Source organism: Paraburkholderia sp. USG1, assembly GCF_031570135.1.
GTDB classification, from domain to species: domain Bacteria; phylum Pseudomonadota; class Gammaproteobacteria; order Burkholderiales; family Burkholderiaceae; genus Paraburkholderia; species Paraburkholderia dioscoreae.
On sequence record NZ_JAMWXW010000011.1, the window covers coordinates 158,637 to 179,861 of the forward strand.

At 64.5% G+C, this 21,225-nt stretch carries 18 protein-coding genes; 15 read left to right on the plus strand and 3 right to left on the minus strand.

The features are described 5' to 3' along the window. Positions 1 to 82 precede the first annotated feature (82 nt). The 11 genes from NE850_RS16740 (at position 83) to NE850_RS16790 (ending at position 11,969) form a co-directional block, all read left to right on the plus strand. Positions 83 to 772 carry an ABC transporter permease gene (locus tag NE850_RS16740; RefSeq protein ID WP_007182395.1) on the plus strand — a complete coding sequence of 230 codons (690 nt, stop codon included), beginning with the start codon at positions 83 to 85 and terminating at the stop codon, positions 770 to 772. Positions 773 to 776: 4 nt separating this feature from the next. Beyond that, a complete protein-coding gene (locus NE850_RS16745; RefSeq protein ID WP_007182394.1) occupies positions 777 to 1,490 on the plus strand; it encodes an ABC transporter permease in 714 nt (237 codons plus the stop codon). Positions 1,491 to 1,535: 45 nt separating this feature from the next. After that, entirely contained in the window at positions 1,536 to 2,363 is an 828-nt protein-coding gene (locus NE850_RS16750; RefSeq protein ID WP_007182393.1) for an ABC transporter ATP-binding protein, read from the plus strand. Between the two features lie 37 nt (positions 2,364 to 2,400). Then, positions 2,401 to 3,450 carry a GlxA family transcriptional regulator gene (locus NE850_RS16755; protein WP_007182392.1) on the plus strand — a complete coding sequence of 350 codons (1,050 nt, stop codon included), beginning with the start codon at positions 2,401 to 2,403 and terminating at the stop codon, positions 3,448 to 3,450. Positions 3,451 to 3,689: 239 nt separating this feature from the next. Then, the gene (locus NE850_RS16760) at positions 3,690 to 4,925 is read left to right on the plus strand and encodes an aspartate aminotransferase family protein (RefSeq protein ID WP_007182391.1); all 1,236 of its coding nucleotides are present in this window, start codon (positions 3,690 to 3,692) and stop codon (positions 4,923 to 4,925) included. A gap of 41 nt (positions 4,926 to 4,966) precedes the next feature. Beyond that, the gene (gene aruF, locus NE850_RS16765; protein WP_007182390.1) at positions 4,967 to 6,025 is read left to right on the plus strand and encodes an arginine/ornithine succinyltransferase subunit alpha; all 1,059 of its coding nucleotides are present in this window, start codon (positions 4,967 to 4,969) and stop codon (positions 6,023 to 6,025) included. Next, positions 6,022 to 7,053 carry an arginine N-succinyltransferase gene (astA, locus tag NE850_RS16770; protein WP_165185569.1) on the plus strand — a complete coding sequence of 344 codons (1,032 nt, stop codon included), beginning with the start codon at positions 6,022 to 6,024 and terminating at the stop codon, positions 7,051 to 7,053. Before aruF ends, astA begins: the two co-directional genes overlap by 4 nt. A gap of 2 nt (positions 7,054 to 7,055) precedes the next feature. Further along, a complete protein-coding gene (gene astD, locus NE850_RS16775) occupies positions 7,056 to 8,519 on the plus strand; it encodes a succinylglutamate-semialdehyde dehydrogenase (RefSeq protein ID WP_007182388.1) in 1,464 nt (487 codons plus the stop codon). Between the two features lie 9 nt (positions 8,520 to 8,528). Then, positions 8,529 to 9,869 carry an N-succinylarginine dihydrolase gene (gene astB, locus NE850_RS16780; RefSeq protein WP_007182387.1) on the plus strand — a complete coding sequence of 447 codons (1,341 nt, stop codon included), beginning with the start codon at positions 8,529 to 8,531 and terminating at the stop codon, positions 9,867 to 9,869. After that, complete coding sequence (gene astE, locus NE850_RS16785; RefSeq protein WP_232064132.1) at positions 9,853 to 10,905, plus strand: succinylglutamate desuccinylase; 1,053 nt, start codon at positions 9,853 to 9,855, stop codon at positions 10,903 to 10,905. Before astB ends, astE begins: the two co-directional genes overlap by 17 nt. 269 nt (positions 10,906 to 11,174) lie before the next feature. Next, a complete protein-coding gene (locus NE850_RS16790; RefSeq protein WP_007182385.1) occupies positions 11,175 to 11,969 on the plus strand; it encodes an ABC transporter substrate-binding protein in 795 nt (264 codons plus the stop codon). Between the two features lie 130 nt (positions 11,970 to 12,099). On the opposite strand, the gene NE850_RS16795 is transcribed toward NE850_RS16790, so the two are convergent. Beyond that, positions 12,100 to 12,858 carry an acetoacetate decarboxylase gene (locus NE850_RS16795; RefSeq protein WP_007182384.1) on the minus strand — a complete coding sequence of 253 codons (759 nt, stop codon included), beginning with the start codon at positions 12,856 to 12,858 and terminating at the stop codon, positions 12,100 to 12,102. Between the two features lie 263 nt (positions 12,859 to 13,121). Between NE850_RS16795 and NE850_RS16800 the strand changes: the two genes are divergently transcribed. Beyond that, positions 13,122 to 14,498 carry an EAL and HDOD domain-containing protein gene (locus NE850_RS16800; protein ID WP_007182383.1) on the plus strand — a complete coding sequence of 459 codons (1,377 nt, stop codon included), beginning with the start codon at positions 13,122 to 13,124 and terminating at the stop codon, positions 14,496 to 14,498. A gap of 138 nt (positions 14,499 to 14,636) precedes the next feature. On the opposite strand, the gene NE850_RS16805 is transcribed toward NE850_RS16800, so the two are convergent. Both NE850_RS16805 and NE850_RS16810 read right to left on the minus strand, forming a co-directional pair. Next, positions 14,637 to 16,094 carry an HDOD domain-containing protein gene (locus NE850_RS16805; protein ID WP_007182382.1) on the minus strand — a complete coding sequence of 486 codons (1,458 nt, stop codon included), beginning with the start codon at positions 16,092 to 16,094 and terminating at the stop codon, positions 14,637 to 14,639. A gap of 91 nt (positions 16,095 to 16,185) precedes the next feature. Then, positions 16,186 to 18,000 carry a sensor domain-containing phosphodiesterase gene (locus tag NE850_RS16810; RefSeq protein ID WP_310698937.1) on the minus strand — a complete coding sequence of 605 codons (1,815 nt, stop codon included), beginning with the start codon at positions 17,998 to 18,000 and terminating at the stop codon, positions 16,186 to 16,188. A gap of 302 nt (positions 18,001 to 18,302) precedes the next feature. On the opposite strand from NE850_RS16810, the gene NE850_RS16815 reads away from it, so the two are divergent. From NE850_RS16815 to NE850_RS16825, 3 genes are all read left to right on the plus strand, one after another. Next, positions 18,303 to 19,640: an EAL and HDOD domain-containing protein gene (locus NE850_RS16815; RefSeq protein WP_007182380.1), complete on the plus strand. Its 1,338-nt coding sequence runs from the start codon at positions 18,303 to 18,305 to the stop codon at positions 19,638 to 19,640. 263 nt (positions 19,641 to 19,903) lie between these two features. Next, positions 19,904 to 20,467 carry a peroxiredoxin gene (locus NE850_RS16820; protein ID WP_310698939.1) on the plus strand — a complete coding sequence of 188 codons (564 nt, stop codon included), beginning with the start codon at positions 19,904 to 19,906 and terminating at the stop codon, positions 20,465 to 20,467. Positions 20,468 to 20,566: 99 nt separating this feature from the next. Next, a complete protein-coding gene (locus NE850_RS16825) occupies positions 20,567 to 21,031 on the plus strand; it encodes a hypothetical protein (RefSeq protein ID WP_007182378.1) in 465 nt (154 codons plus the stop codon). Positions 21,032 to 21,225 lie beyond the last annotated feature (194 nt).

The window sequence follows — 21,225 nt, forward strand, 5'->3', positions numbered from 1 at the left end:
CTCCGCGCCATGCCGGACGAGTGGGGCTGACACGAGCCGACGCCGTCCGGCACATCCTCAAACAACCTGGATGGAGACGCGCGTGTTCCTATATGGCTTTGGTCCGGTGCTGCTGGCGGGCACGATCCAGACGATCGAGCTGTCCGTCCTGTCGCTGGCGGCCGCCGTGCTGCTCGGCCTCGCGGGCGCGGCGGCGAAACTCTCGTTCAACCGCCCGCTGCGCGCAATCGCAACCGGCTATACGACGCTGATCCGCTCGGTGCCCGACCTCGTTCTGATGCTGCTGCTGTTCTACAGCATCCAGATCGCGGTCAACGATCTCACTGACGCGCTGAATCTGCCGCAGTTCGATATCGATCCGTTCGTGGCCGGCGTGCTGACACTCGGCTTCATTTATGGCGCGTACTTCACCGAGACTTTCCGCGGCGCGTTTCTGGCCGTGCCGCGCGGCCAGCTCGAAGCGGGCAGTGCGTACGGCATGAGCGGCGCTCGCGTGTTCACGCGCATCCTGTTCCCGCAGATGATGCGTTTCGCGCTGCCGGGCATCGGCAACAACTGGCAGGTGCTGGTGAAGGCCACCGCGCTGGTGTCGATCATCGGTCTCGCCGACGTGGTCAAAGCCGCGCAGGACGCCGGCAAAAGCACCTTCAACATGTTCTTCTTCATCCTGATCGCCGCGCTGATCTATCTGGCGATCACGACCGTGTCGAATCTCGTGCTGATCTGGCTGGAAAAGCGCTATTCGATCGGCGTGCGGCACGCGGAGCTCTGAGACCATGATCGATATCCTCAATCAATTCTGGCGCGCGTTCCTCTACTGGGACGGCCAGCGCATGTCGGGTCTCGCGGTCACGCTGTGGCTGCTGGTGGCGTCGGTCGGGATCGGTTTCTGCGCGGCGATTCCGCTGGCGGTGGCGCGCGTGTCGAAGAAGCGCTGGCTCTCCACGCCCGTGCGTCTTTACACTTACGTGTTTCGCGGCACGCCGCTGTACGTGCAACTGCTGCTGATCTATACGGGCATGTACAGCCTCGAATTCGTGCGCTCGCAGCAATTGCTGGACGCGTTTTTCCGCAGCGGTTTTCACTGTGCGATTCTCGCCTTCGCATTGAACACCTGTGCGTACACCACGGAGATTTTCGCCGGCGCGATCCGTTCGACCTCGCACGGCGAAGTGGAAGCGGCGCGCGCCTACGGCATGAGCTGGTTCACGATGTACCGCCGCATTGTGATACCGTCCGCGCTGCGCCGGGCCTTGCCGTTGTACAGTAACGAAGTGATCCTGATGCTGCATGCCACCACGGTCGCCTTCACGGCCACGGTGCCGGACATCCTGAAAGTGGCGCGCGACGCGAATTCGGCCACTTACCAGTCGTTCGACGCGTTTGGCCTCGCGGCGCTGATTTACCTGGTGGTGTCGTTCGCGCTGGTGGCGCTGTTTCGCCGCGCCGAGCGTCATTGGCTGGGATATCTCGCGGTGCGCACGCATTGAGACGCGCCGTGTTGGCAGTGGGCGGCGGTTTGCGCGGGCGCCGTCATGAAGATCGATCCGTATTTTCAAAGGGAGAGCATCTTGCTCCACACGACTCAAACCGAAGCTTGCAAGCTCGCCGTACAGGACATCCATAAGCGCTACGGCGACAACGAAGTGCTCAAGGGCGTGTCGCTCAACGCGAACAAGGGCGACGTGATCAGCATCATCGGCGCGAGCGGGTCGGGCAAGAGCACCTTCCTGCGCTGCATCAATTTTCTCGAACGGCCGAACGCCGGGCAGATCGTCGTGGACGGCGAAGCGGTGAAGACGAAAACCGATCGCGCCGGCAATCTCGAAGTCGCGGATCACAAGCAGTTGCAGCGCATCCGCACGAAGCTCGCGATGGTGTTCCAGCACTTCAACCTGTGGGCGCACATGAACGTGATCGAGAACATCGTCGAAGCGCCGATTCATGTGCTCGGCTTGCCGCGGCGCGAAGCGGAAGAGCGCGCGCGTGAGTACCTCGAGAAGGTCGGCCTCGCGCCGCGCCTCGAAAAGCAGTATCCGTCGCATCTGTCGGGCGGTCAGCAGCAGCGTGTGGCGATTGCCCGCGCGCTCGCCATGAACCCCGACGTCATGCTGTTCGACGAGCCGACTTCCGCGCTCGACCCCGAACTGGTCGGTGAAGTGCTGAAGGTCATGCAGAAGCTCGCCGAAGAAGGCCGCACGATGATCGTCGTCACGCACGAAATGGGTTTCGCGCGCAACGTGTCGAACCATGTGATGTTCCTGCATCAAGGCCGCACCGAAGAAGAGGGCTTGCCCGCGGAAGTCCTGAGCGCGCCGCGCAGCGAACGGCTCAAGCAGTTCCTGTCCGGCAGCCTGAAGTAACGCGCGGCTCGCGCCGTAGCGTTTGATCCCGTCAGCGATGGCCCGCACGTCCAGCCCTGCTCGCACCACGCAAGTCGCCATCGTCGCGTTGCCGCCCGTGTCCATGTCGGGCGTCGGGCCGATTGTCGATGCGCTCAATCTCGCCAATGAAATCGACGGCCGCGCGCTGTACCGCGTGCAGGTGTGTTCGTGGGACGGCCGCGCGGTGCCGCTTTCGGGCGGCGCGCACTGGGCCGCCGACGCCGCCTTCGGCGATGCGATCTCCTGCGACTGGCTGATCATCGTCAGCGAGCGGTTCCAGCAGTTCGCCGACTATCGCCTCTTTCTGGCCAGCCTGTCGCGCGTCGGCCAGCGCACGCCGCTCGTCACCGGGATTCACCACGGCGTATGGTGGCTCGCTATGGCCGGGCAGTTGTCCGGCTACCGCGTGAGCGTCAACTGGGAAACCTATCAGCAGTTCTCCGAGCAGTTCGAACGCTCCATCGTCACGCAACAGATCTTCGAAATCGACCGCGATCGCGCGACCTGCGCGGGCGGTCAGGCAACCGTCGACTTCATGCTGGCGATGATCGGCCGCGAGCACGGTCCCGAACTCGCGGATCGCATTGCCGACACGCTCGGCGTGGGCGCATTGCGCGCGGGTGAGGAGCGTCAGCGTATTCCGTTCGTGACCGCGCCGGGCGAGCGCCACCCGCGTCTGAACGACGCATTGCTGCTGATGGAAGCGAATATCGAGGATCCGCTTACCACCGATGAGATCGCGGGTCTGGTCGGCGTGTCGCGGCGGCAGTTGGAACGTCTGTTTCGCCAGTATCTCGGCTCGATGCCGTCCAAATACTACCTGGGGCTGCGGCTTTCGAAAGCGCGCACGCAATTGCAGCGCACCAGCAAATCGGTGGTGCAGATCAGTCTGGCTTGCGGGTTTTCGTCGGCGGCGCACTTTTCGAATGCGTACCGCGAACGCTTTGGTGTCACACCGCGCGAGGATCGTCGTAACTGGATCGACAGGCAGACCGGCGCGAGCGGCGCCGCGGCCAGCGAGCCGCGGCCGGGCGCGCTGATCGAGCGGCCGGATCAGGCGGATTGAGGCTTTGCCGAGGCTGCGCGGAAGCTTTGCCGAGGCGCGCTCCGAAGCACGAGATGAAGCGGCGCCGGGCAGAGGCTGATCTACGCAAAGAGGCGTGGTCGGGGGCTGGCGGCACAGCCCGCGCAAAATGCCGCCCGTTCGCGTGGAACCTCATAGAAAGCGTCGCGTATGCGCAAGACGTATTGCGCGCCGTTACCTACACTAGCTGTATCACCTCTCACCTGTAACGAGGATTTGCCATGAACGACCTGACAGTGACACGCCAGACCTTCGACGAAGTCATGGTGCCGGTGTTTTCTCCCGCCGCCTTCGTGCCGGACCGCGGTCTCGGCTCACGCGTCTGGGATACGCAGGGCCGCGACTATATCGACTTCGCCGGCGGCATCGCTGTCACCGCGCTCGGTCATGGGCATCCCGAACTGCTGAAAGTGCTGCACGAGCAGGGCGGCAAGCTGTGGCATATCGGCAATGGCTACACCAACGAGCCGGTGCTGCGTCTGGCCAAACGCCTCGAAGAGCTGACGTTCGCCGACCGCGCATTCTTCGCCAACTCGGGTGCGGAAGCGAATGAAGCCGCGTTGAAGCTGGCGCGCCGCGTCGCGTTCGATCGCCACGGCGCGGATAAATTCGAAATCGTCTCGTTTACGCAGTCGTTCCACGGCCGCACGTTTTTCACGGTGAGCGTCGGCGGGCAGCCGAAGTATTCGGAAGGCTTCGGCCCGGTGCCGGCCGGCATCACCCACTTGCCGTACAACGACATCGAAGCGGCGAAAAAAGCCATCGGCGCGCAAACCTGCGCGGTGATCGTCGAGCCGATTCAGGGCGAAGGCGGCGTGATCCCGGCGGATCCGGCGTTCCTCAAGGCGCTGCGCGAAGCCTGCGATCAGCACGGCGCACTGCTGATTTTTGACGAGGTACAAACGGGTGTGGGCCGCAGCGGCTATTTCTACGCGTACCAGGAAACCGGCGTGACCCCGGACATCCTGACCACGGCCAAGGCGCTCGGCAACGGCTTCCCGATCGGCGCGATGCTGACCACCAACGAACTGGCCGCGTATTTCAAGGTCGGCGTGCATGGCACGACATACGGCGGCAATCCGCTGGGCGCGGCGATCGCCGAAAAGGTGGTCGAGCTGATCAGTGATCCGAAGCTGCTCGAAGGCGTGGGTTCGCGCAGTGAAGCGCTGAAAGGCCATCTGGCGAAGCTGAACGAACGCTTTGGCCTGTTCACGGAAGTGCGCGGCCGTGGGCTGCTGATCGGTGCGGAACTGACCGCCGCATTCAAGGGCCGCGCGAAAGATTTCGTTACCGCCGCCGGCCAGCATGGCGTGATCATGCTGATGGCCGGTCCTGACGTGCTGCGGTTCGTGCCGTCGCTGATCATGCCGCTCGACGATATGAACGAAGGCTTCGCGCGTCTGACCAGGGCGATCGAGGGCATTGTCGGCGCGAAGGCCGAAGCGGCGTCGCACTGAGCCACAGCATTGATCACGCGTCACATTCAACAGGAACGATGATGCTCTTCGTACGCCCAGGCCGCCTCGCCGATCTCGATGCGCTCGAGCATATGGCGCGCACCGCGCAACCGGTGCTGCATTCCCTGCCGCACGACCGGCGTGCGCTCGAAGCGCGCGTCGCATTGTCGGAAGACTCGTTTCGCGCGGAGGTCGATTTTCCGGGCGAGGAGTTCTATCTGTTCGTGCTCGAAGATGCGTCAAGCGGCAAGCTGATGGGTACGGCGAGCATCGTCGCCGCAGCCGGTTACTCGGACCCGTTCTACGCGTTTCGCAACGACGCGCTGATTCACGCATCGCGCGAACTGCATGTGAATCGCAAGATTCACGCGCTGACCATGTCGCATGAGCTAACCGGCAAGAGCCGCCTCGCCGGCTATTACATCGATCCGTCGCTGCGGGGCGACGCCGCCGCGCATCTGATGTCGCGCGCACGGATGATGTATATCGCCGCCAATCGCAAGCGCTTCACGTCCGAGGTGTTTTCGCTGCTGCTCGGCGTCACCGACGAGAACGGCGTTTCGCCATTCTGGGAAGCGGTGGGGCGCAAGTTCTTCGGCCGCGACTTCGCGGACATCGAAATCGAATCGGGTGGCCGCAGCCGCACGTTTATCGCCGAAGTAATGCCCACCTATCCCATCTATGTGCCGTTGCTGCCGGAGGCGGCGCAGCGTGTGCTCGGCGAGCCGGATTCGAAGGCCTTGCTCGCGTATGACATTCATCTCGAAGAAGGCTTCGAGACCGATCGCTATGTCGACATTTTCGACGCGGGTCCGGTGCTGACCGCACAAGTGGATCGCAGCGCCTGTGTCACGCGCAACGAAACGCGCGTGGTGCATGAGAACGATGCGGCCGCTAACGGCTCGACGTATCTGATCGCGCATAACGCCGCCGACGGCGAGTTCCGCTGCGTGCTCGGCGAACTGGCGGCGGGCAAAGCGGCCGCCGCGCCGTTGCCGCACGCGGCGCGCGCCGTGCTCGGCGTAGAGGAGGGCGACACGGTGCGCTGCGTGCCGCTGCACGCGTCGCAGCAGGATGAACAATCGGGAGAGGCACGATGATCGTCGTTCGCGTTGTGCAACGAGGCGATGTGGACGCGCTGATGCGGCTCGCGCAGGAAACCGGCCCAGGCCTCACCACCTTCAAGCCTGACCGCGATGCACTCGCGGCACGCGTGGAACGCGCGCGCCGCACGATGGAAGACAAGGCCGAGCCGTATGAAGCCGGCTACTTCTTCGTGATGGAAGACACCGATACCGGCGACGTGGCCGGTGTGTGCGGAATCGAAACAGCGGTAGGCCTGCAACAGCCGTTCTACAACTATCGCGTGAGCACGGTGGTGCACGCGAGCCAGGATCTCGGGATCTGGACGCGCATGCGCGCGCTGAACATCTCGCACGACCTGACGGGTTACGCGGAAGTGTGCTCGCTGTTCCTCAGCCCGCGTTATCGCACGAGCGGCGTGGGCGGCTTGCTGTCGCGTTCGCGCTTCATGTTTCTCGCGCAGTTTCGCGAGCGCTTTCCGCAGCGTCTGTGCGCGGAATTGCGCGGCCATTTCGATGCGGAAGGCAGCTCGCCGTTCTGGCGCGCGGTCGGCTCGCATTTCTACCAGATCGATTTCAACGCGGCGGACTATCTGAGTTCGCACGGCCGCAAGGCGTTTCTCGCCGAGCTGATGCCGCGCTATCCGGTGTATGTCGAGTTGTTGCCGGAAGAGGCGCAGGACTGCGTCGGCCTCACGCATAGCGACACGATTCCGGCGCGCCGTATGCTCGAAGCAGAAGGGCTGCGCTACGAGAATCACGTCGATATCTTCGATGCGGGTCCGGTGCTCGAATGCCATATCGCCGATTTGCGCACGGTGCGCGAGAGCGTGGTGGTGCCGGTCGAAATCGGCGAATCGGGAGCGCCGCAAGATGGGCGGAAGTCGATGGTATCGAATACATCGTTGGGCGATTTTCGCGTCGGCGTGGTGGCGGGCGTGCCGCAGGACGGTGTGTTCCGCCTGAGCGCGGCCGAGGCCTCGGCACTCGACGTCAAGGCGGGCGACCTCGTGCGCGTGCTGCCGCAGAAACACAAACAGGGATGATCATGAGCGAGCTTTTCATCGGCGGCGAATGGGCCGCCGGCACAGGACCCGCATTCGCGTCGCACAACCCGGGCACGGGCGCGGCGGTGTGGGAAGGCAACAGCGCGTCGGCTGACGACGTGGACCGTGCGGTGCGCAGCGCGCGCCGTGCGTTTGCCGCCTGGTCGGCGTTGAGTCTCGACGAGCGTTGCGCGGTAGTGCGCCGCTTCGCTGCGCTCGTCACCGAACGCAAGGAGGCGCTGGCCGAAGCGATCGGCCGTGAAACCGGCAAGCCGTTGTGGGAAGCGCGCACGGAAGCCGCTTCGATGGCGGCCAAGGTCGAGATTTCGATTCAGGCCTATAACGAACGCACTGGCGAAAAGCGCTCGGCGATGGCGGACGGCACGGCCGTGTTGCGGCATCGTCCGCATGGCGTGGTGGCCGTGTTCGGGCCGTATAACTTTCCTGGACATTTGCCGAACGGCCATATCGTGCCGGCGCTGATCGCGGGCAATGCGGTCGTGTTCAAGCCGTCCGAACTCGCGCCCGGCGTGGCCGCGCTCACCGTGCAGATCTGGCGTGACGCCGGTTTGCCGGCAGGCGTGCTGAACCTCGTGCAGGGCGAGAAAGACACCGGCATTGCGTTGGCGAATCACCGGCAGATAGACGGCCTGTTCTTCACAGGTAGTTCGGATACCGGAACATTGCTGCACAAGCAGTTCGGCGGCCGCCCCGAGATCGTGCTGGCGCTGGAAATGGGCGGCAACAATCCGCTCGTGATCGGACCGGTGGCCGATGTCGATGCCGCTGTACATCACACGATCCAGTCGGCGTTTCTGTCGGCAGGCCAGCGTTGCACGTGTGCGCGCCGTATTTTCGTGCCGAACGACGCAGCCGGCGATCGTTTCATGGAGCGCTTCACCGAAGTCACCTCGCGCATCACGGTCGGCGAATATAACGCCGATCCGCAACCGTTCATGGGCGCGGTGATTTCGGCGCGCGCGGCGTCGCGTCTCGTCGCCGCGCAGGAACGCTTGCTGGCTGACGGCGCCAAAGCATTGCTGAAGATGGAGCAACGCGATCCGAAGCTCGGCTTCGTCACGCCCGCGATTCTCGACGTCACGAACGTGGCGAATCTGCCGGACGAAGAACACTTCGGTCCTTTGGCGCAGATCATCCGCTACGGCAGCTTTAACGAAGCGCTGGAACAGGCCAACGACACCGAGTTCGGCCTCTCGGCGGGCCTCCTCGCCGACGACGAAGCGCTCTGGGTGCACTTCCAGCGCACCATCCGCGCGGGCATCGTCAACTGGAACCGGCCGACCAACGGCGCCTCGTCGGGCGCGCCGTTCGGCGGTCCGGGCCGCTCGGGCAATCACCGGCCGAGCGCGTACTACGCTGCCGACTACTGCGCGTTCCCGATGGCTTCCGTCGAAAGCGCGCAACTGCAAATGCCCGCGAGCGTCTCGCCGGGCCTTCAATTCTAAGGATCGACGATGCAAGCCACTGAAGCCAATTTCGACGGCCTGGTCGGCCCGACCCACAACTACGCGGGGCTCTCGTTCGGCAACGTCGCGTCGCAGAACAACGAGAAGTCGGTTGCGAATCCGAAGGCAGCGGCCAAACAGGGCCTGCGCAAGATGAAGCAACTGGCCGATCTCGGCTTTCATCAGGGCGTGTTGCCGCCGCAGGAGCGTCCGTCGATGCGTCTGTTGCGCGAGCTCGGTTTTTCCGGCGACGACGCAACGGTGATCGCGCGCGTGGCGCGAGACGCGCCCGAGTTGCTCGCCGCGGCAAGTTCGGCTTCGGCAATGTGGACCGCGAACGCGGCGACCGTGAGTCCGTCCGCCGATACGCACGACGGCCGCGTGCATTTCACGCCGGCCAATCTGTGCAGCAAGCTGCACCGCGCGATCGAACACGAATCGACGCGCCGCACGTTGCGCACGATTTTCAACGACGCCGACCGTTTCGTGGTGCACGAGGCATTGCCCGGCACGCCCGCGCTCGGCGACGAAGGCGCGGCGAATCACACGCGCTTTTGCGAGGAATACGGCGCGCGTGGCGTCGAATTCTTCGTGTATGGCCGCAGCGAGTATCGTCGCGGACCCGAGCCGAAGCGCTTCCCGGCGCGTCAAAGCTTCGAGGCGAGCCGCGCGGTGGCGCACCGTCATGGCCTCGCCGACGCGGCCACGGTGTACGCGCAGCAGAACCCCGACGTGATCGACGCCGGTGTGTTCCACAACGACGTGATCGCGGTCGGCAATCGCAACACGCTGTTCTGTCATCAGTTTGCGTTCGTCGAACAGAACGCGGTGTACGACGAATTGCGCGCGAAACTCTCCGGCCTGAAAGCCGGCTTCAACGTGATCGAAGTGCCGGACGCTCAGGTGAGCGTTGCCGATGCGGTCAGTTCGTATCTGTTCAACAGCCAGTTGCTGACGCGGCCGGAGGGCAAGCAGGTGCTGGTGGTGCCGCAGGAATGCCGCGAAAACCCGCGCGTGGCCGCTTACCTCGACGACCTGACCGCGCGCACGGGCCCGATCGACGACGTGCTGGTGTTCGATCTGCGCGAAAGCATGAAGAACGGCGGCGGCCCGGCATGCCTGCGTCTGCGTGTGGTGCTCGACGACGCGGAACGCGCGGCGGTGACACAAGGCGTGTGGATCGACGACGCGTTGTTCGGCCGTCTGGATGCGTGGATCGAGAAACATTATCGCGACCGTCTCGCACCGGCCGATCTGACCGATCCGCATCTGCTCGCCGAGTCGCGCACCGCACTCGACGAACTGACGCAGATTCTCGGCCTGGGTTCGCTGTATGACTTCCAGCGCTGAACGCGGCATGCCGGTTTCGCTGCTCGACGATTTTCTCGCTTATACGCTGGCCGGTACGCGGCCGGCCGCGCATGAAGCACAGGGCACGTGTGCTGGCGGCGTGCGCTGGTCGTGGCTGGACGATGGCGTACTGCTGATGGAGCCCGCGGCGCCGGAAGAGGGCATACGCAGTGTGCTCGTCTCCGCCGGCGTGCATGGCGACGAAACCGCGCCGATCGAACTGCTCGCGTTTCTCGTGCGCGACATCGCGCATGGCACCGCGGCGCTGACCTGCCGCCTGCTGGTGATTCTCGGCAACGTCGACGCAATGCGCGAAGCGTGCCGTTATCGCGACGACGATCTGAACCGGCTCTTCGGCGGCCGTCATCTGCAGGTGCCGCAGAGCCGCGAGGCGCCGCGTGCGGCGGCGCTGGAGCGCGCCGCCACGCAGTTTTTCGGGGCGGCGCCGGACGATCCCGGCGCGCGCTGGCATATCGACATGCACACGGCTATCCGCGCGTCCGCCTTCGAGCAATTCGCGTTGCTGCCACATACCGGCAAGCCGTTTTCGCGCGCGATGTTCGAGTGGCTCGGCGAGGCGCGCATCAGTGCGGTGCTGTTGCACACCACCAAAGGCAACACGTATTCGCATTTCACCGCGCAGGCATGTGGCGCACAAGCGTGCACGCTGGAACTCGGCAAGGTGCGTCCGTTCGGGCAGAACGATCTGACGCGTTTCGCGGGAGCCGATCATGCGGTGCGGCACCTCGTGGCCGGCATGCGCGGCGGGGTGAGCGCGCATATGCCGAGGGCGTTTACGGTAATCGACCAGATCACCAAACAGAGCGAAGCATTCGAATTACTGGTCGCGGCCGACGTCGCGAATTTCACGCCGTTCGCAAAAGACACGGTGCTCGCGCGCGATGGCGATTATCGCTATGTCGTGCGTCACGACGAGGAGCGTCTCGTGTTTCCGAACGCGACGGTCAAGCCCGGTTTGCGCGCCGGCCTGATGGTCATCGAAACGACGCAGGACACGCTCTCGAAGCTCGTGTAGTCCACACAGGAGCCCGCGACCGTGCGCGCGGGTTTGCCTGAACGCGACATTTATTTACAGCTTCACACCTTCGGCTCACGGCGTTCGCTCCACGACGCGCCGGGCGGCGCGCCCGCAGGGGCGGCAAACGCAGCCTGTACAATCGCGGCCTCGCGGCTGTTGCGCTGCATCACGCCGGCCGCACGAGTTTGAATCGCATTTTTGGCGCGGCAATCATGCTTGCCCGGATTCGGCTCCGTCTTGTTCAATACCGTAGAGGAACACCCGTAATGAAGATGAATTGGCGAAACATGGCCGCGCTCGCGTTGTTCGCGGCGGCAACGGCCACGGCCGGCACCGCATCGGCTGCGGATATCAAGGAAGTGCATTTCGGCGTCGAGGCGTCGTATGCGCCGTTCGAATCGAAGTCGCCGTCGGGCGAACTGCAAGGTTTCGACATCGACGTCGGCAATGCCGTGTGCGCGAAGCTGAAGGCCAGATGCGTGTGGGTCGAGAACTCGTTCGACGGTCTGATCCCGGCCTTGCAGGCGCGCAAGTTCAACGCCATCAACTCGGACATGACGATCACGGATCAACGCCGCCAGGCGATCGATTTCACCGATCCGATCTACACGATCCCGAATCAGATGATCGCAAAGAAGGGCAGCGGCCTGCTGCCGACGCCAGCTTCGCTCAAGGGCAAGCATGTGGGCGTGCTGCAGGGCACGATTCAGGAAACCTATGCGAAGGCGCGCTGGGCGCCGGCGGGCGTGGACGTCGTGCCGTATCAGACGCAGGACCAGATTTACGCCGACCTCGCTTCGGGCCGTCTCGATGCCGCGTTCCAGGACGCGGAGGCCGCGTCGAAAGGCTTCCTGAAGAAGCCGCAGGGCGCCGGCTTCGACTTTGCCGGTCCGGCCGTCACCGACGAGAAGCTGCTCGGCGCGGGCGTCGGCTTCGGCGTTCGCAAGGGTGACAAGGCATTGAAAGACGCGCTGAACCAGGCGCTGAAGGAACTGAAGGCGGACGGCACGATCGACCGCTTTGCGGCCAGGTACTTCGACGTGAAGGTGGTGTTGAAGTAACGCGCGCCTCGCGCGTTTTCGCTGTATCTGATGGTGCGAATGCAAACGGCCGCGGCCGTTTGCATTCGAGGTGCGAGGCATTAGCACCAGCGTTGGCGCCAGCCAATGGCGCGGCGTGACCGCCGATCGATCAACGCGTGTTCGCTTCCGGTTGATCGAGATAGTCGAACACCACTTCGCCGAGACCGAGCGTCAGATCGGCGATCAGATGGCGCGCCTCCACGACCTCCAGCACCGGCAATGCCGCGACCGGAGCGAGCGCGTGCGGCGCCAGTTCGAGCGCGGCCGGACCGGTCCATGCGCCTTTCAGATCGATGTCCTGCAGGTAGTAGCGCACCAGTTCGCAGATGCGCGGCGTGCCGTCCACATGCGGAATCACCTTGAGCAGGAAGTTCGGCGTTTCGAGGCGTTTTTTCTGCTGCGCGAGATCGAGTTGCCGGTGCTTGTAGCCCATCGTGCCGGTGGCGATGCGCACCGGGCCGTAGTCGAGCGTGCCGACCAGCGTGTCGGTGTGGACGGCGAGCACCGGGTTCGCGAGCTTCTTCGGAAATCCCCACAATTCGCGGCCGCCGGCGATCGGCGGGTGGTCGTCCAGATACATGGCCAGCGTGTAGCCGCCCGCGACGCCCTTGTACGAGACTGGAATCACCTGGCCGCTTTCCGTGTAGTCGCCGAAGCCGGTCGAGTCCGGCATGCGAATGAATTCGTAATGGACCAGCGGCTCGCCGATTTCGAGCGGCTCAGGCACCACGGCGCGCAGTTTGTCGGGATCGGTGCGGTAGGTGATGATCAGAAATTCGCGGTCGATGAACCGGTACGGGCCCATAGGAAATGCCGGACTGGTGATCGGCATCGCGAAGGCATTTGACAGCACGCTTTTGACGTCCATGTTTTCCTCGATGGTTAAACGCGGTTGGAACGCTTCTGCACTGCACAAGAGTATCGGCGATTTCGGGCGGGATTTCTTTCGGACGCGTCTCCAATTATTTCGAGATATTGCTTCATGGACGTGTCCGCGCATGGCGGCGTGAGATAAAATCGCCAGACGCATCGCGGGCATCAGGGGCTTCACGTCTCGGGCCGCGCTGACGGCGCAGCGAAAACCAGAATACTGAAGTAAGCGCCGGGGCGGCGCTCAGCGGGGGGAGCACAATGACCAGCATCGCAATCGAGAAACCGGGCCAGAGTGGCGCCACGGACGATGCGCAATTGAATGCCAGCTTCGCACGACAGCCGATTCTGAATCGGGACGGCATGCTGTGCGGCTATGAGATCAAGGTGCGTGCACCGGAGTGGACCGCGGAGATGGTGGAAGCCGCGCGGACCGCCGCGCACGCGGACAGCGAGATGGACGCCGGGGTCTCGGCGCGCCGCGCGCCGAATCCGGCGCAACTCGTGGCGCAAGCCATCATTCGCGGTTTGCTTCAGGGCGCCGTGCGCGGTGCGCTGACCGGGCATCCGGCCTACGTCGACGTGAGCCGCGAGATGCTGTTCGACGACGCGATCCTGCGGTTGCCTGCCGAGCGCTTCATGCTCGAACTGGCGCCCACGATCGCGGTCGACGAGGCGCTGGTGGCGCGCATCGTCCAGTTGCACGGGCGCCGCTATCGCTTCGTGCTCGACGAGGTGACCCAGCCCAACGAAGCTTTCGCCAAACTGCTGCCGTACGCCGAAGTCGTCAAGATCGATTTCACGCGCGCGTCGCGCGCGCTGCTGCCCAAACTGGCGAGCGTGCTCAAGTCGGCGGGCAAACTGCTGGTCGCCTCGGGCATCGATGCACAAGCCGATTTCGAAACGGCGCACGGACTCGGCTTCGATCGCTTCCAGGGTTACTTCTTCGCGCGCGCCCAGACCTCGACCACGCGCCGCGTCAGCGCGCCGCGCCACGCATTGCTGAATCTGCTGCAACTCCTCTCGGGCGATCCGACCGTCGCGCAGCTCGAAGCTGAACTCAAGCTGAACCCGGTGCTGGTGATGCATCTGATGAAGCTCGCCAATTCGAGTGGCCTCGCCGTCGGCCACAAGGTGACGACGTTGCGCGAAGCGATCAATGCCACCGGCACCAACCGCATCGCCCGTTGGACACAACTGCTGCTCTATGCGGACGGCCGCAAGGTCGCGCTCGAAGACGATCCCTTGCTGCAACTCGCGGCGACCCGCGCGCGCTTCATGGAACTGGCGATCGAGCGCCTGCCCGAAGCCGGCCGCGATGAGGCCGACGCGGCGTTCCTGACTGGCGTGTTCTCATTCGTCGACGCCGTGTTCGGCGGCTCGCTCGAAAGCACCTTGAATGTGCTGACGTTGTCGCGTCCCATCCAGGCCGCGATCCTGCACCGAGAGGGCGTGTTGGGGCTGTTGCTGAGCACGGTCGCCGCATTGGAGCGCGGCGACTGGGATGAGATCGGTACGTTGTGCGCCCATCTCGCGCCGCTCACCGTCGAGGACGTTGCGGCAATGGGGCTGGCGGCAGGCGCATGGGCCGGTGTCGCAGACCGCAGCGCGGAAGGACTGGAAAGAATCGAGGATTGAAGCCGGCGGTCCGGCAGCGGGCCGCGGTATGCGGCGCGTGCCGGCCCCCTGGCGAGCCTGACCCGACTTCAACGTGGCGTCGGGCAAATACAGAACTGGTGAGAGTGAAGCGGCGCGATCAACGATCACGCCAGGTCTTCACATCGTCTCCATTTCCCGCATCTGCCCCAGGCCGAAAAAACGGCCTAACTCCCTCGCCAGTTCATTCAACACGCTCATTTCTTTCTGTGAGATGCGGCGTGGCTCCTGACTATGCGACCAGTCGCCGTATAAAAGCGCGACCGTGGTGTCGCTTTCGTCGACGACCGGCAGCAGCACGAAGGCGCGGGCGTCGTCGAATGAGCGGCGGAACCATTCGGGTAGCCGCGCGACCATCTTCGGATCGCGCGCGTTCTCGATGAAGATGCCCACCGAGTTGGCGATCGCCAGATGAAACACGTCGGGCTCGAAGGCGGTGTTGAAGGTTAGTTTGGGCAACGCCGCGTCGATCTTCGGACCGAGTCCGAGGCGCGCCTTGAAGGTGCCGTTGCTGTGCTTGACGAACACCACCGTGCGCGCAAAGCCCAGACCGGCCAGCAGGGTTTCGGCGGCCATCGCCAGCGCCGGCGCGAGCGGGCTGCCTTCGGGCAGGCCGCGCAGATCTTTGACCCCGACCGCGATGCGCGCCTCGGGATTGAGCGCCTCGCGCGCGATCGCGTCCGCGTTGGCGCGCAACTCGACGATTTCGCGCATCACGCCGTCGCCACCTTCCTCGCGGGCGAGCGCGACGCTCATGTCGAGCAGCACTTCGGCGTCGGTGTTCAGCGCGCCGCTATATTCCTGCGCCAGCGCGGCGATGCGTTGCTCGCGCTCCCAGTCGGGCGTGTTCTGCTGGGTGAGCACGTCGGCGACCGCCGTCGAGTAATTGGTGATGGCGCGCAGCCACTGCACCTGGCGCGGCTGCGTGACGTCCTGCGGGTCGAACTCGCCCATGCCGGAGCGGATCATGTCGGGCAGGCGCCAGCGCACGGCGGCTTCGGCGCCGATTTCGTCGAATGTCACGCCGAGCACCAGCACGCAGGCCTCGGCTTCGAGCGTGCCGCTCTCGATGTGACGGCGAATCTGATCCCATTCGGCGTCGAGATAGAACACCACCAGCAGCTTGCCGATCTGCCGCATCAGCGTGCAGACCACGGCTTCCTCGCCGGCGCGCAGATCGCCGCGCTCGGTCAACTTGCGGGCGACACAGCCCGACAGCAGCGTGCGGTTCAGTTCGAGCTTCGCGTCGATGCGGCGCGGCGCGCTGGCGTGAAAGTGATCGACGATTTTCAGGCCGACCACGAGATGGCCGACCGCGTCCATGCCGAGCACCATCAGCGCGCGCGATACGGTCGTGATGTTGCCGCCGAACGCCATGTACATGGCCGAATTGGCGAGCCGCAGCACCTTTTGCGTGAGGGCGAAGTCGGACAACACCACCTGCACGAGGCCGGTGAAGTCGAGGTCGTCATTGTTCATCGCCGCCATGGTGGAGCGCAGCGACTGCGACAGCATGGGGAAATCGCCGCGCTCGCTCATTCGCGTCCAGAGCCGGTCGAGCACTGCCGCCTTTACCATGTGAGTCCCGCAAAAGCCATACGTGTTCCAATGAGTGCCGCGCCGGCCATAAGCCGGCCTGTTCCGCTGCATGAGCGCTTTGCCTGCATCGCTATGCAGTGTGCAGGTGAAGCGTGCGCGCCTCGAACCGCTCGGCGAGTTCGTCGGAGGGCAGCGCCTTGCAGACGAGCCACCCCTGGATGTGGTCGCATCCCATCTCGGTAAGCAGGGTTCGTTGAGCTTCCGTTTCGACGCCTTCGGCTACCAGTTCGAGATCGAGTGTCTGAGCGAGGCCCACGACCGCGCTAACGATTGCCTGATCGTTTCGCGAGGTTAGCAGATTCTCGACAAAACTCCTGTCGATCTTCAGCTTGGCCAGCGGGAAGCGTTGCAGGTAAGCCAGGCTCGAATAGCCAGTACCGAAGTCGTCGACGGCGAAGCGGATGCCCATCGCCGTGAGGTCTTCGAGCAGAACCTTGGCATGCGCCGGGTCGTGCATCAGCAGGCTTTCGGTGATCTCGAACACGAGGCGGCGCGGATCGATGCCGGTCAGTTCGATCGCCTCGCGCACGGCGTCCTTGAAGCGCGGATCGCGGAACTGCTGCGGCGACACGTTCACGGCCACGTATTGGAGGCAAATGCCTTTGGCGTCCCACTGGATCAGCTGCATGCAGGCCACCTTCAATACCCAGTTGCCGAGGAAGTTGATCAGGCCGATCGATTCCGCGAGCGGGATGAACATGGACGGCGGCACCAGTCCGTGCACCGGGTGCGACCAGCGGATCAGGGCTTCCACGCCGACCACGCCGTGCGTGCGGCTGCTCGTGATCGGCTGGAAGTGCAGCGAGAACTCGCCGTTGCGCACGCCGTCGTAGAGGTCGGCTTCCAGCTTCAGGCGTTCGGCGTCGGCGGGATTGTCGTCGGGGACATAGAAGGCGAGCGTGTTGCCGCCGGCCGCCTTGGCCTGCAGGAGGGCATGGTCGGCCCAGCGCAGCAGGTGGGTGTCGTGGGCGGCGGTGTCGTTGGCATGGCGCACGTCGGGGTAGAGCGCAATGCCGATGCTGGCCGACAGATGCACCTGCTGGCCGTTGAATACATACGGCTGCTGGATCGCGGTGAGCAGGCGCCGCGCCAGGGTCTCGGCGGCGGCCGCCGCATCGGTGCGGCTGGCGGCGGGCTTCACGAGGATCGCGAATTCGTCGCTTGCCACGCGCGCCACGGTCTCGGCCGGGCTCGTCATATTCAGTATGCGGCGCGAGGTGTCGCGCAGCATTTCGTCGCCAGCGTCGTAGCCGAGCGCGCGGTTCACGCGTTGATAGTCGTCGAGGTCGAGCAGCAGCAGCGAGGCCGGCGTGCCGTGCGCGTCGGCTTGCTGCTGGGCGTCGAGCAGCACCGGAATCAGCGCCGACTGGTTGGCCAGATTGGTCAGGCGGTCCAGATGCAGTGCCTGGGTCAGACGTTCCTCGGTGGCGCGCCAGGCCGACACGTCGAAGCCGGCGATCGCATAGCCGTCGGCGCCGTCGTGGCAGCTGCGCACCACGCGCAGTTCGACGGTGATCGGGTAAGTGAGCGACTTGATGAGACCGAGCGTGGCCTTCTCGACATTGCCCGAGGCGGCGGCGCGTGTAAGCAGCGCGTCGAGGCGCGGCACGTCGGCCGGCGCCACGAGATCGTGCAGCGTGATGGTCTCGAGGTACTCGCGGTGATAACCGATGAAGCGCAGGCTGGCATCGGACACATAGAGGAAGCGCAGTTCGTCGTCGACGTGCGCCAGCAGGTCGACGGCGCCGACCACCTGTTCCAGTTGCGCAGCGCGGCTGGCAGCCGTCTGCGGTTTGCCGTGCTCGCGCCGGCCGAACGCACGAAGCCGGTCGATGACCGTGCGCAAGGAGCCCCGGCGGGGCGCGGTGATCCTGTTCGCTTCCATGTTTATCGCTGGGAACCTGTATTCGTCTGCAGGCGAGGCGGCTGTTTTTCCGCCGTGTCGGGCGGTCGAGAGGGTATCAGGCCGCCCCATCAGAACGAGATAACGGCCCGTGCCGGGAAATCTTTAGCGGGTGCTGCAAAAAACACCCGGTAAGGAAAAGCTATGCGCGGCATAGGGGTGGCGAGGGGCCGATTCAGCTAAAGTGCGGCTACCCGATGTCCGTTAATACGAGAAACCTGTTGTGCAGCGCCGGCCGTGACGCCGCTGCTGCGTAGCTTTCCGAACACTTGCACCGATGCCCTATGTCTGAACGTCATCAAGCCAGGGTCATTGCCCGGCACAGCGAGGTGCTCGACTCAACTGCCGAAGGCGCTGCGCCGCTGCCTCCCGCGCAGTTCGTCTATCTGGGCCGCCAGCCGATCCTCGATCGCGACGGTGCGCTCAATGCTTACGAATTGTTGTTCAGAGCCGGCGCGCATAACTACGCCGAAGTCACCGACGACGCCCAGGCCACGGCGCAGGTGGTGGCGCGCGCCATCGGCGGGATCGGCGTGCCGACGGTGCTGGGCCGGCATCGCGGCTTCGTCAATATCGACCGGGCGCTGCTCTTTAACGACATCGTCCATCTGATGCCGCCCGGGCGCTTCGTGCTCGAAATTCTCGAGACCGTGGAATTCGATGCGCCACTTTGCCGCCGTCTGGGCGAACTGCGTCGCGCCGGCTTTCAGGTGGCGCTCGACGACATCAGCGAACTGTCCGACGAGCTGAGCGCCGCGCTGCCGTATGCCGACATCGTCAAGATCGATTTCTTGCAGACCGACCGCGCCGTGCTGCCGAAGCTGGCGTCGGTCGTGCGCGGGCAGGGCAAGACGCTGATCGCCGAGAAGGTCGAGACACGCGAAGACTTCGCGCTCGCGCGCGAGCTCGGCTTCGATCTGTTTCAAGGCTACTTTTTCGCGCGGCCCCAGGTGCTGGCCGCGCCGCGCAACCGCTCGCCGCGGCCGGGCCTGCTGCGTCTGCTCGCCTTGCTGTCGCGCGATGCCGGCATCGCCGAGCTCGAAGCCGAACTCAAGCTGAACCCGAGCGTGGTGGTGCAACTGCTGCGCCTCGTCAATTCGAGCGCGTTCGGCCTGGGGCGCAATATTGCGTCGCTGCGCGAGGCGATCATCGCCACCGGCACGCGGCAGATCGCGCGCTGGGCGCAACTGCTGCTTTACGCCGACAGCGGCGATCTGCCGTTGCGCGCCGATCCGCTGGTGCAACTGGCGGGAACGCGCTCGCGCTTCATGGAACTGGCCGCCGCCTGGCTGCGACCGTCCGATGACGAATTCGCCGACGCCGCGTTCATGACCGGGATTTTTTCGCTGATCCATGTGGTGCTGGGCAGCTCGCCAGGCGCGGTGCTGGAGAAACTCGGCCTCGCGCCGCAGATTCGCGAGGCGATCGTGTCGCGGCGCGGCGAGCTGGGCACCTTGCTGCGCCTTGCCGAGGCGGCCGGCGAAGGGGGCGACGCGGCGTCGATTGCGCTCGGCGCCGATGCGCCGGCTGGTTTCGTGACCTTCACGCCTGAGGTGCTGGCCGAGCTGAACCTGTCGGCCGCGGCCTGGTTCGGTGCGCATATCGGCGAAGTGGCCGCCTGACGGGCGGACGGTGTTGCGGTATTTCTGCGGGTTGGCGTGAGTTGGCCTGGCAGGCGCGGTGGGGCGGTGGGCGTGGTTTGCCCGGGTTGGCCTGGACCGTGTCCGCGGCCCGCGCGGCAGCGACTCGCGCATCTTTCGGGCGGCTTCTTACGTACCTCGTGAGTACGTGGTCCAATAGCGAAGTTGGCCGGCGTTCCCGTGAACGCAATGGCCTTGGGTTCGTTGGACGAACCGCGTGCATCAACGCCTGGAGGAACAGACAGATGAAGAAGAAATTCATATCGGCGGTACTGGCCGGCGCCGTGTCGGTGGGATTCGCCATGCATTCGCTGACGGCCTCGGCGACCCTCAAGCCGGGCGACGTGGCGCCGCCGTTCACCGCACAGGCTTCGCTGGGCGGCAAGACCTACACGTATTCGCTCGCCGACGAGTTGAAGAAAGGACCGGTGGTGCTGTACTTCTATCCGGCGGCCTTCACCAAGGGCTGCACGATCGAAGCTCACGAGTTCGCCGAAGCCGTCGACGAGTACAAGAAATATGGCGCGACGGTGATCGGCGTGTCGCACGACAACATCGACACGCTGACGAAGTTTTCGGTGAGCGAATGCCGGAGCAAATTCCCGGTCGCGGCCGACGCCGACTCGAAGGTGATCGGCGAATATGATGCGGGCATGCCGATGCATGCGTCGATGGCCAATCGCGTGTCGTATGTGATCGCGCCGGACGGCAAGGTCATCTATGAATACACGAGCCTGTCGCCGGAGAAGCATGTCGAGAATACGTTGAAGGCGGTGAAAGAATGGGCCGCGACGCACAAGCAGCCGTGAAGCCGAAAACTGACATCCACGTAGTTTCCGCAGTGTTTTCTTGGGGTGCGGGGGGACAGCGCTCGTGCCAGGCTGAGTTTTTTTGCCTGTGAGTTTGCAATGCCGATTCTCGTTGCGTTGATTGCGCTGGTCGCGCTGGTGTATGGCGCGGTCCGGGCGTTTTATGCCCTGCAGGCCGCGTTCGGACTGGCCGTCGCGGTGGGTGTTGCCGTGCTGGCCGTGTTCGTGCTGGTGGCTGCTCTGGCGTACTGGTGGCGCCGCCGCAAGGAGGTGGCGCCGAATGTCCGCAATGGCGACTGGACGCACGAACTCCAGGGCACTTGGGGATCGGTCCGGCTCGCTGCCGGCAAGCGCCTGTGTGAGATTCAGGTCGGCGTGGAGCAGGGCGCCTATATCTTTGCCGATCTGCTCGAGGCCGAGGCGCAAGGCCGCGAGGCGCAAGCGCAGGTCGCCCTGAAGGTCAAGGATGCGAAGCGTGAGGTATGGGTGTTGCCCATGTCGAACGAGCGGCAGGCGAGGCAATGGCAGCGGATTTTTTTGCTTGCCAGAGACCAGAAGCTGTAGAAGAAAACGATCTGGTCATATGTATTCGAGACCGGCCCGGGGAAAGCAGTATTGGACACGGCACTGCCAATCCTTCGGCCGCAGGGCAAGCGCATGAAGCTCAAGAGTTCAGCAGGCGGGCGAGATATTGATCGTTGGCGCAGGCCTTGAGGCGGCGCATCTTCAGTTCCGCTTTGGTGTCTGGATCGCCACCC

Coding starts and splice junctions, on each gene's coding strand:
- NE850_RS16745 (WP_007182394.1), top strand. CDS start 777: ATGATCGATATCCTCAATCAATTCTGGCGCGCGTTCCTCTACTGGGAC.
- NE850_RS16750 (WP_007182393.1), top strand. CDS start 1,536: ATGAAGATCGATCCGTATTTTCAAAGGGAGAGCATCTTGCTCCACACG.
- NE850_RS16755 (WP_007182392.1), top strand. CDS start 2,401: ATGGCCCGCACGTCCAGCCCTGCTCGCACCACGCAAGTCGCCATCGTC.
- NE850_RS16760 (WP_007182391.1), top strand. CDS start 3,690: ATGAACGACCTGACAGTGACACGCCAGACCTTCGACGAAGTCATGGTG.
- aruF (WP_007182390.1), top strand. CDS start 4,967: ATGCTCTTCGTACGCCCAGGCCGCCTCGCCGATCTCGATGCGCTCGAG.
- astA (WP_165185569.1), top strand. CDS start 6,022: ATGATCGTCGTTCGCGTTGTGCAACGAGGCGATGTGGACGCGCTGATG.
- astD (WP_007182388.1), top strand. CDS start 7,056: ATGAGCGAGCTTTTCATCGGCGGCGAATGGGCCGCCGGCACAGGACCC.
- astB (WP_007182387.1), top strand. CDS start 8,529: ATGCAAGCCACTGAAGCCAATTTCGACGGCCTGGTCGGCCCGACCCAC.
- astE (WP_232064132.1), top strand. CDS start 9,853: ATGACTTCCAGCGCTGAACGCGGCATGCCGGTTTCGCTGCTCGACGAT.
- NE850_RS16790 (WP_007182385.1), top strand. CDS start 11,175: ATGAAGATGAATTGGCGAAACATGGCCGCGCTCGCGTTGTTCGCGGCG.
- NE850_RS16795 (WP_007182384.1), bottom strand. CDS start 12,858: ATGGACGTCAAAAGCGTGCTGTCAAATGCCTTCGCGATGCCGATCACC.
- NE850_RS16800 (WP_007182383.1), top strand. CDS start 13,122: ATGACCAGCATCGCAATCGAGAAACCGGGCCAGAGTGGCGCCACGGAC.
- NE850_RS16805 (WP_007182382.1), bottom strand. CDS start 16,094: ATGGTAAAGGCGGCAGTGCTCGACCGGCTCTGGACGCGAATGAGCGAG.
- NE850_RS16810 (WP_310698937.1), bottom strand. CDS start 18,000: ATGGAAGCGAACAGGATCACCGCGCCCCGCCGGGGCTCCTTGCGCACG.
- NE850_RS16815 (WP_007182380.1), top strand. CDS start 18,303: ATGTCTGAACGTCATCAAGCCAGGGTCATTGCCCGGCACAGCGAGGTG.
- NE850_RS16820 (WP_310698939.1), top strand. CDS start 19,904: ATGAAGAAGAAATTCATATCGGCGGTACTGGCCGGCGCCGTGTCGGTG.
- NE850_RS16825 (WP_007182378.1), top strand. CDS start 20,567: ATGCCGATTCTCGTTGCGTTGATTGCGCTGGTCGCGCTGGTGTATGGC.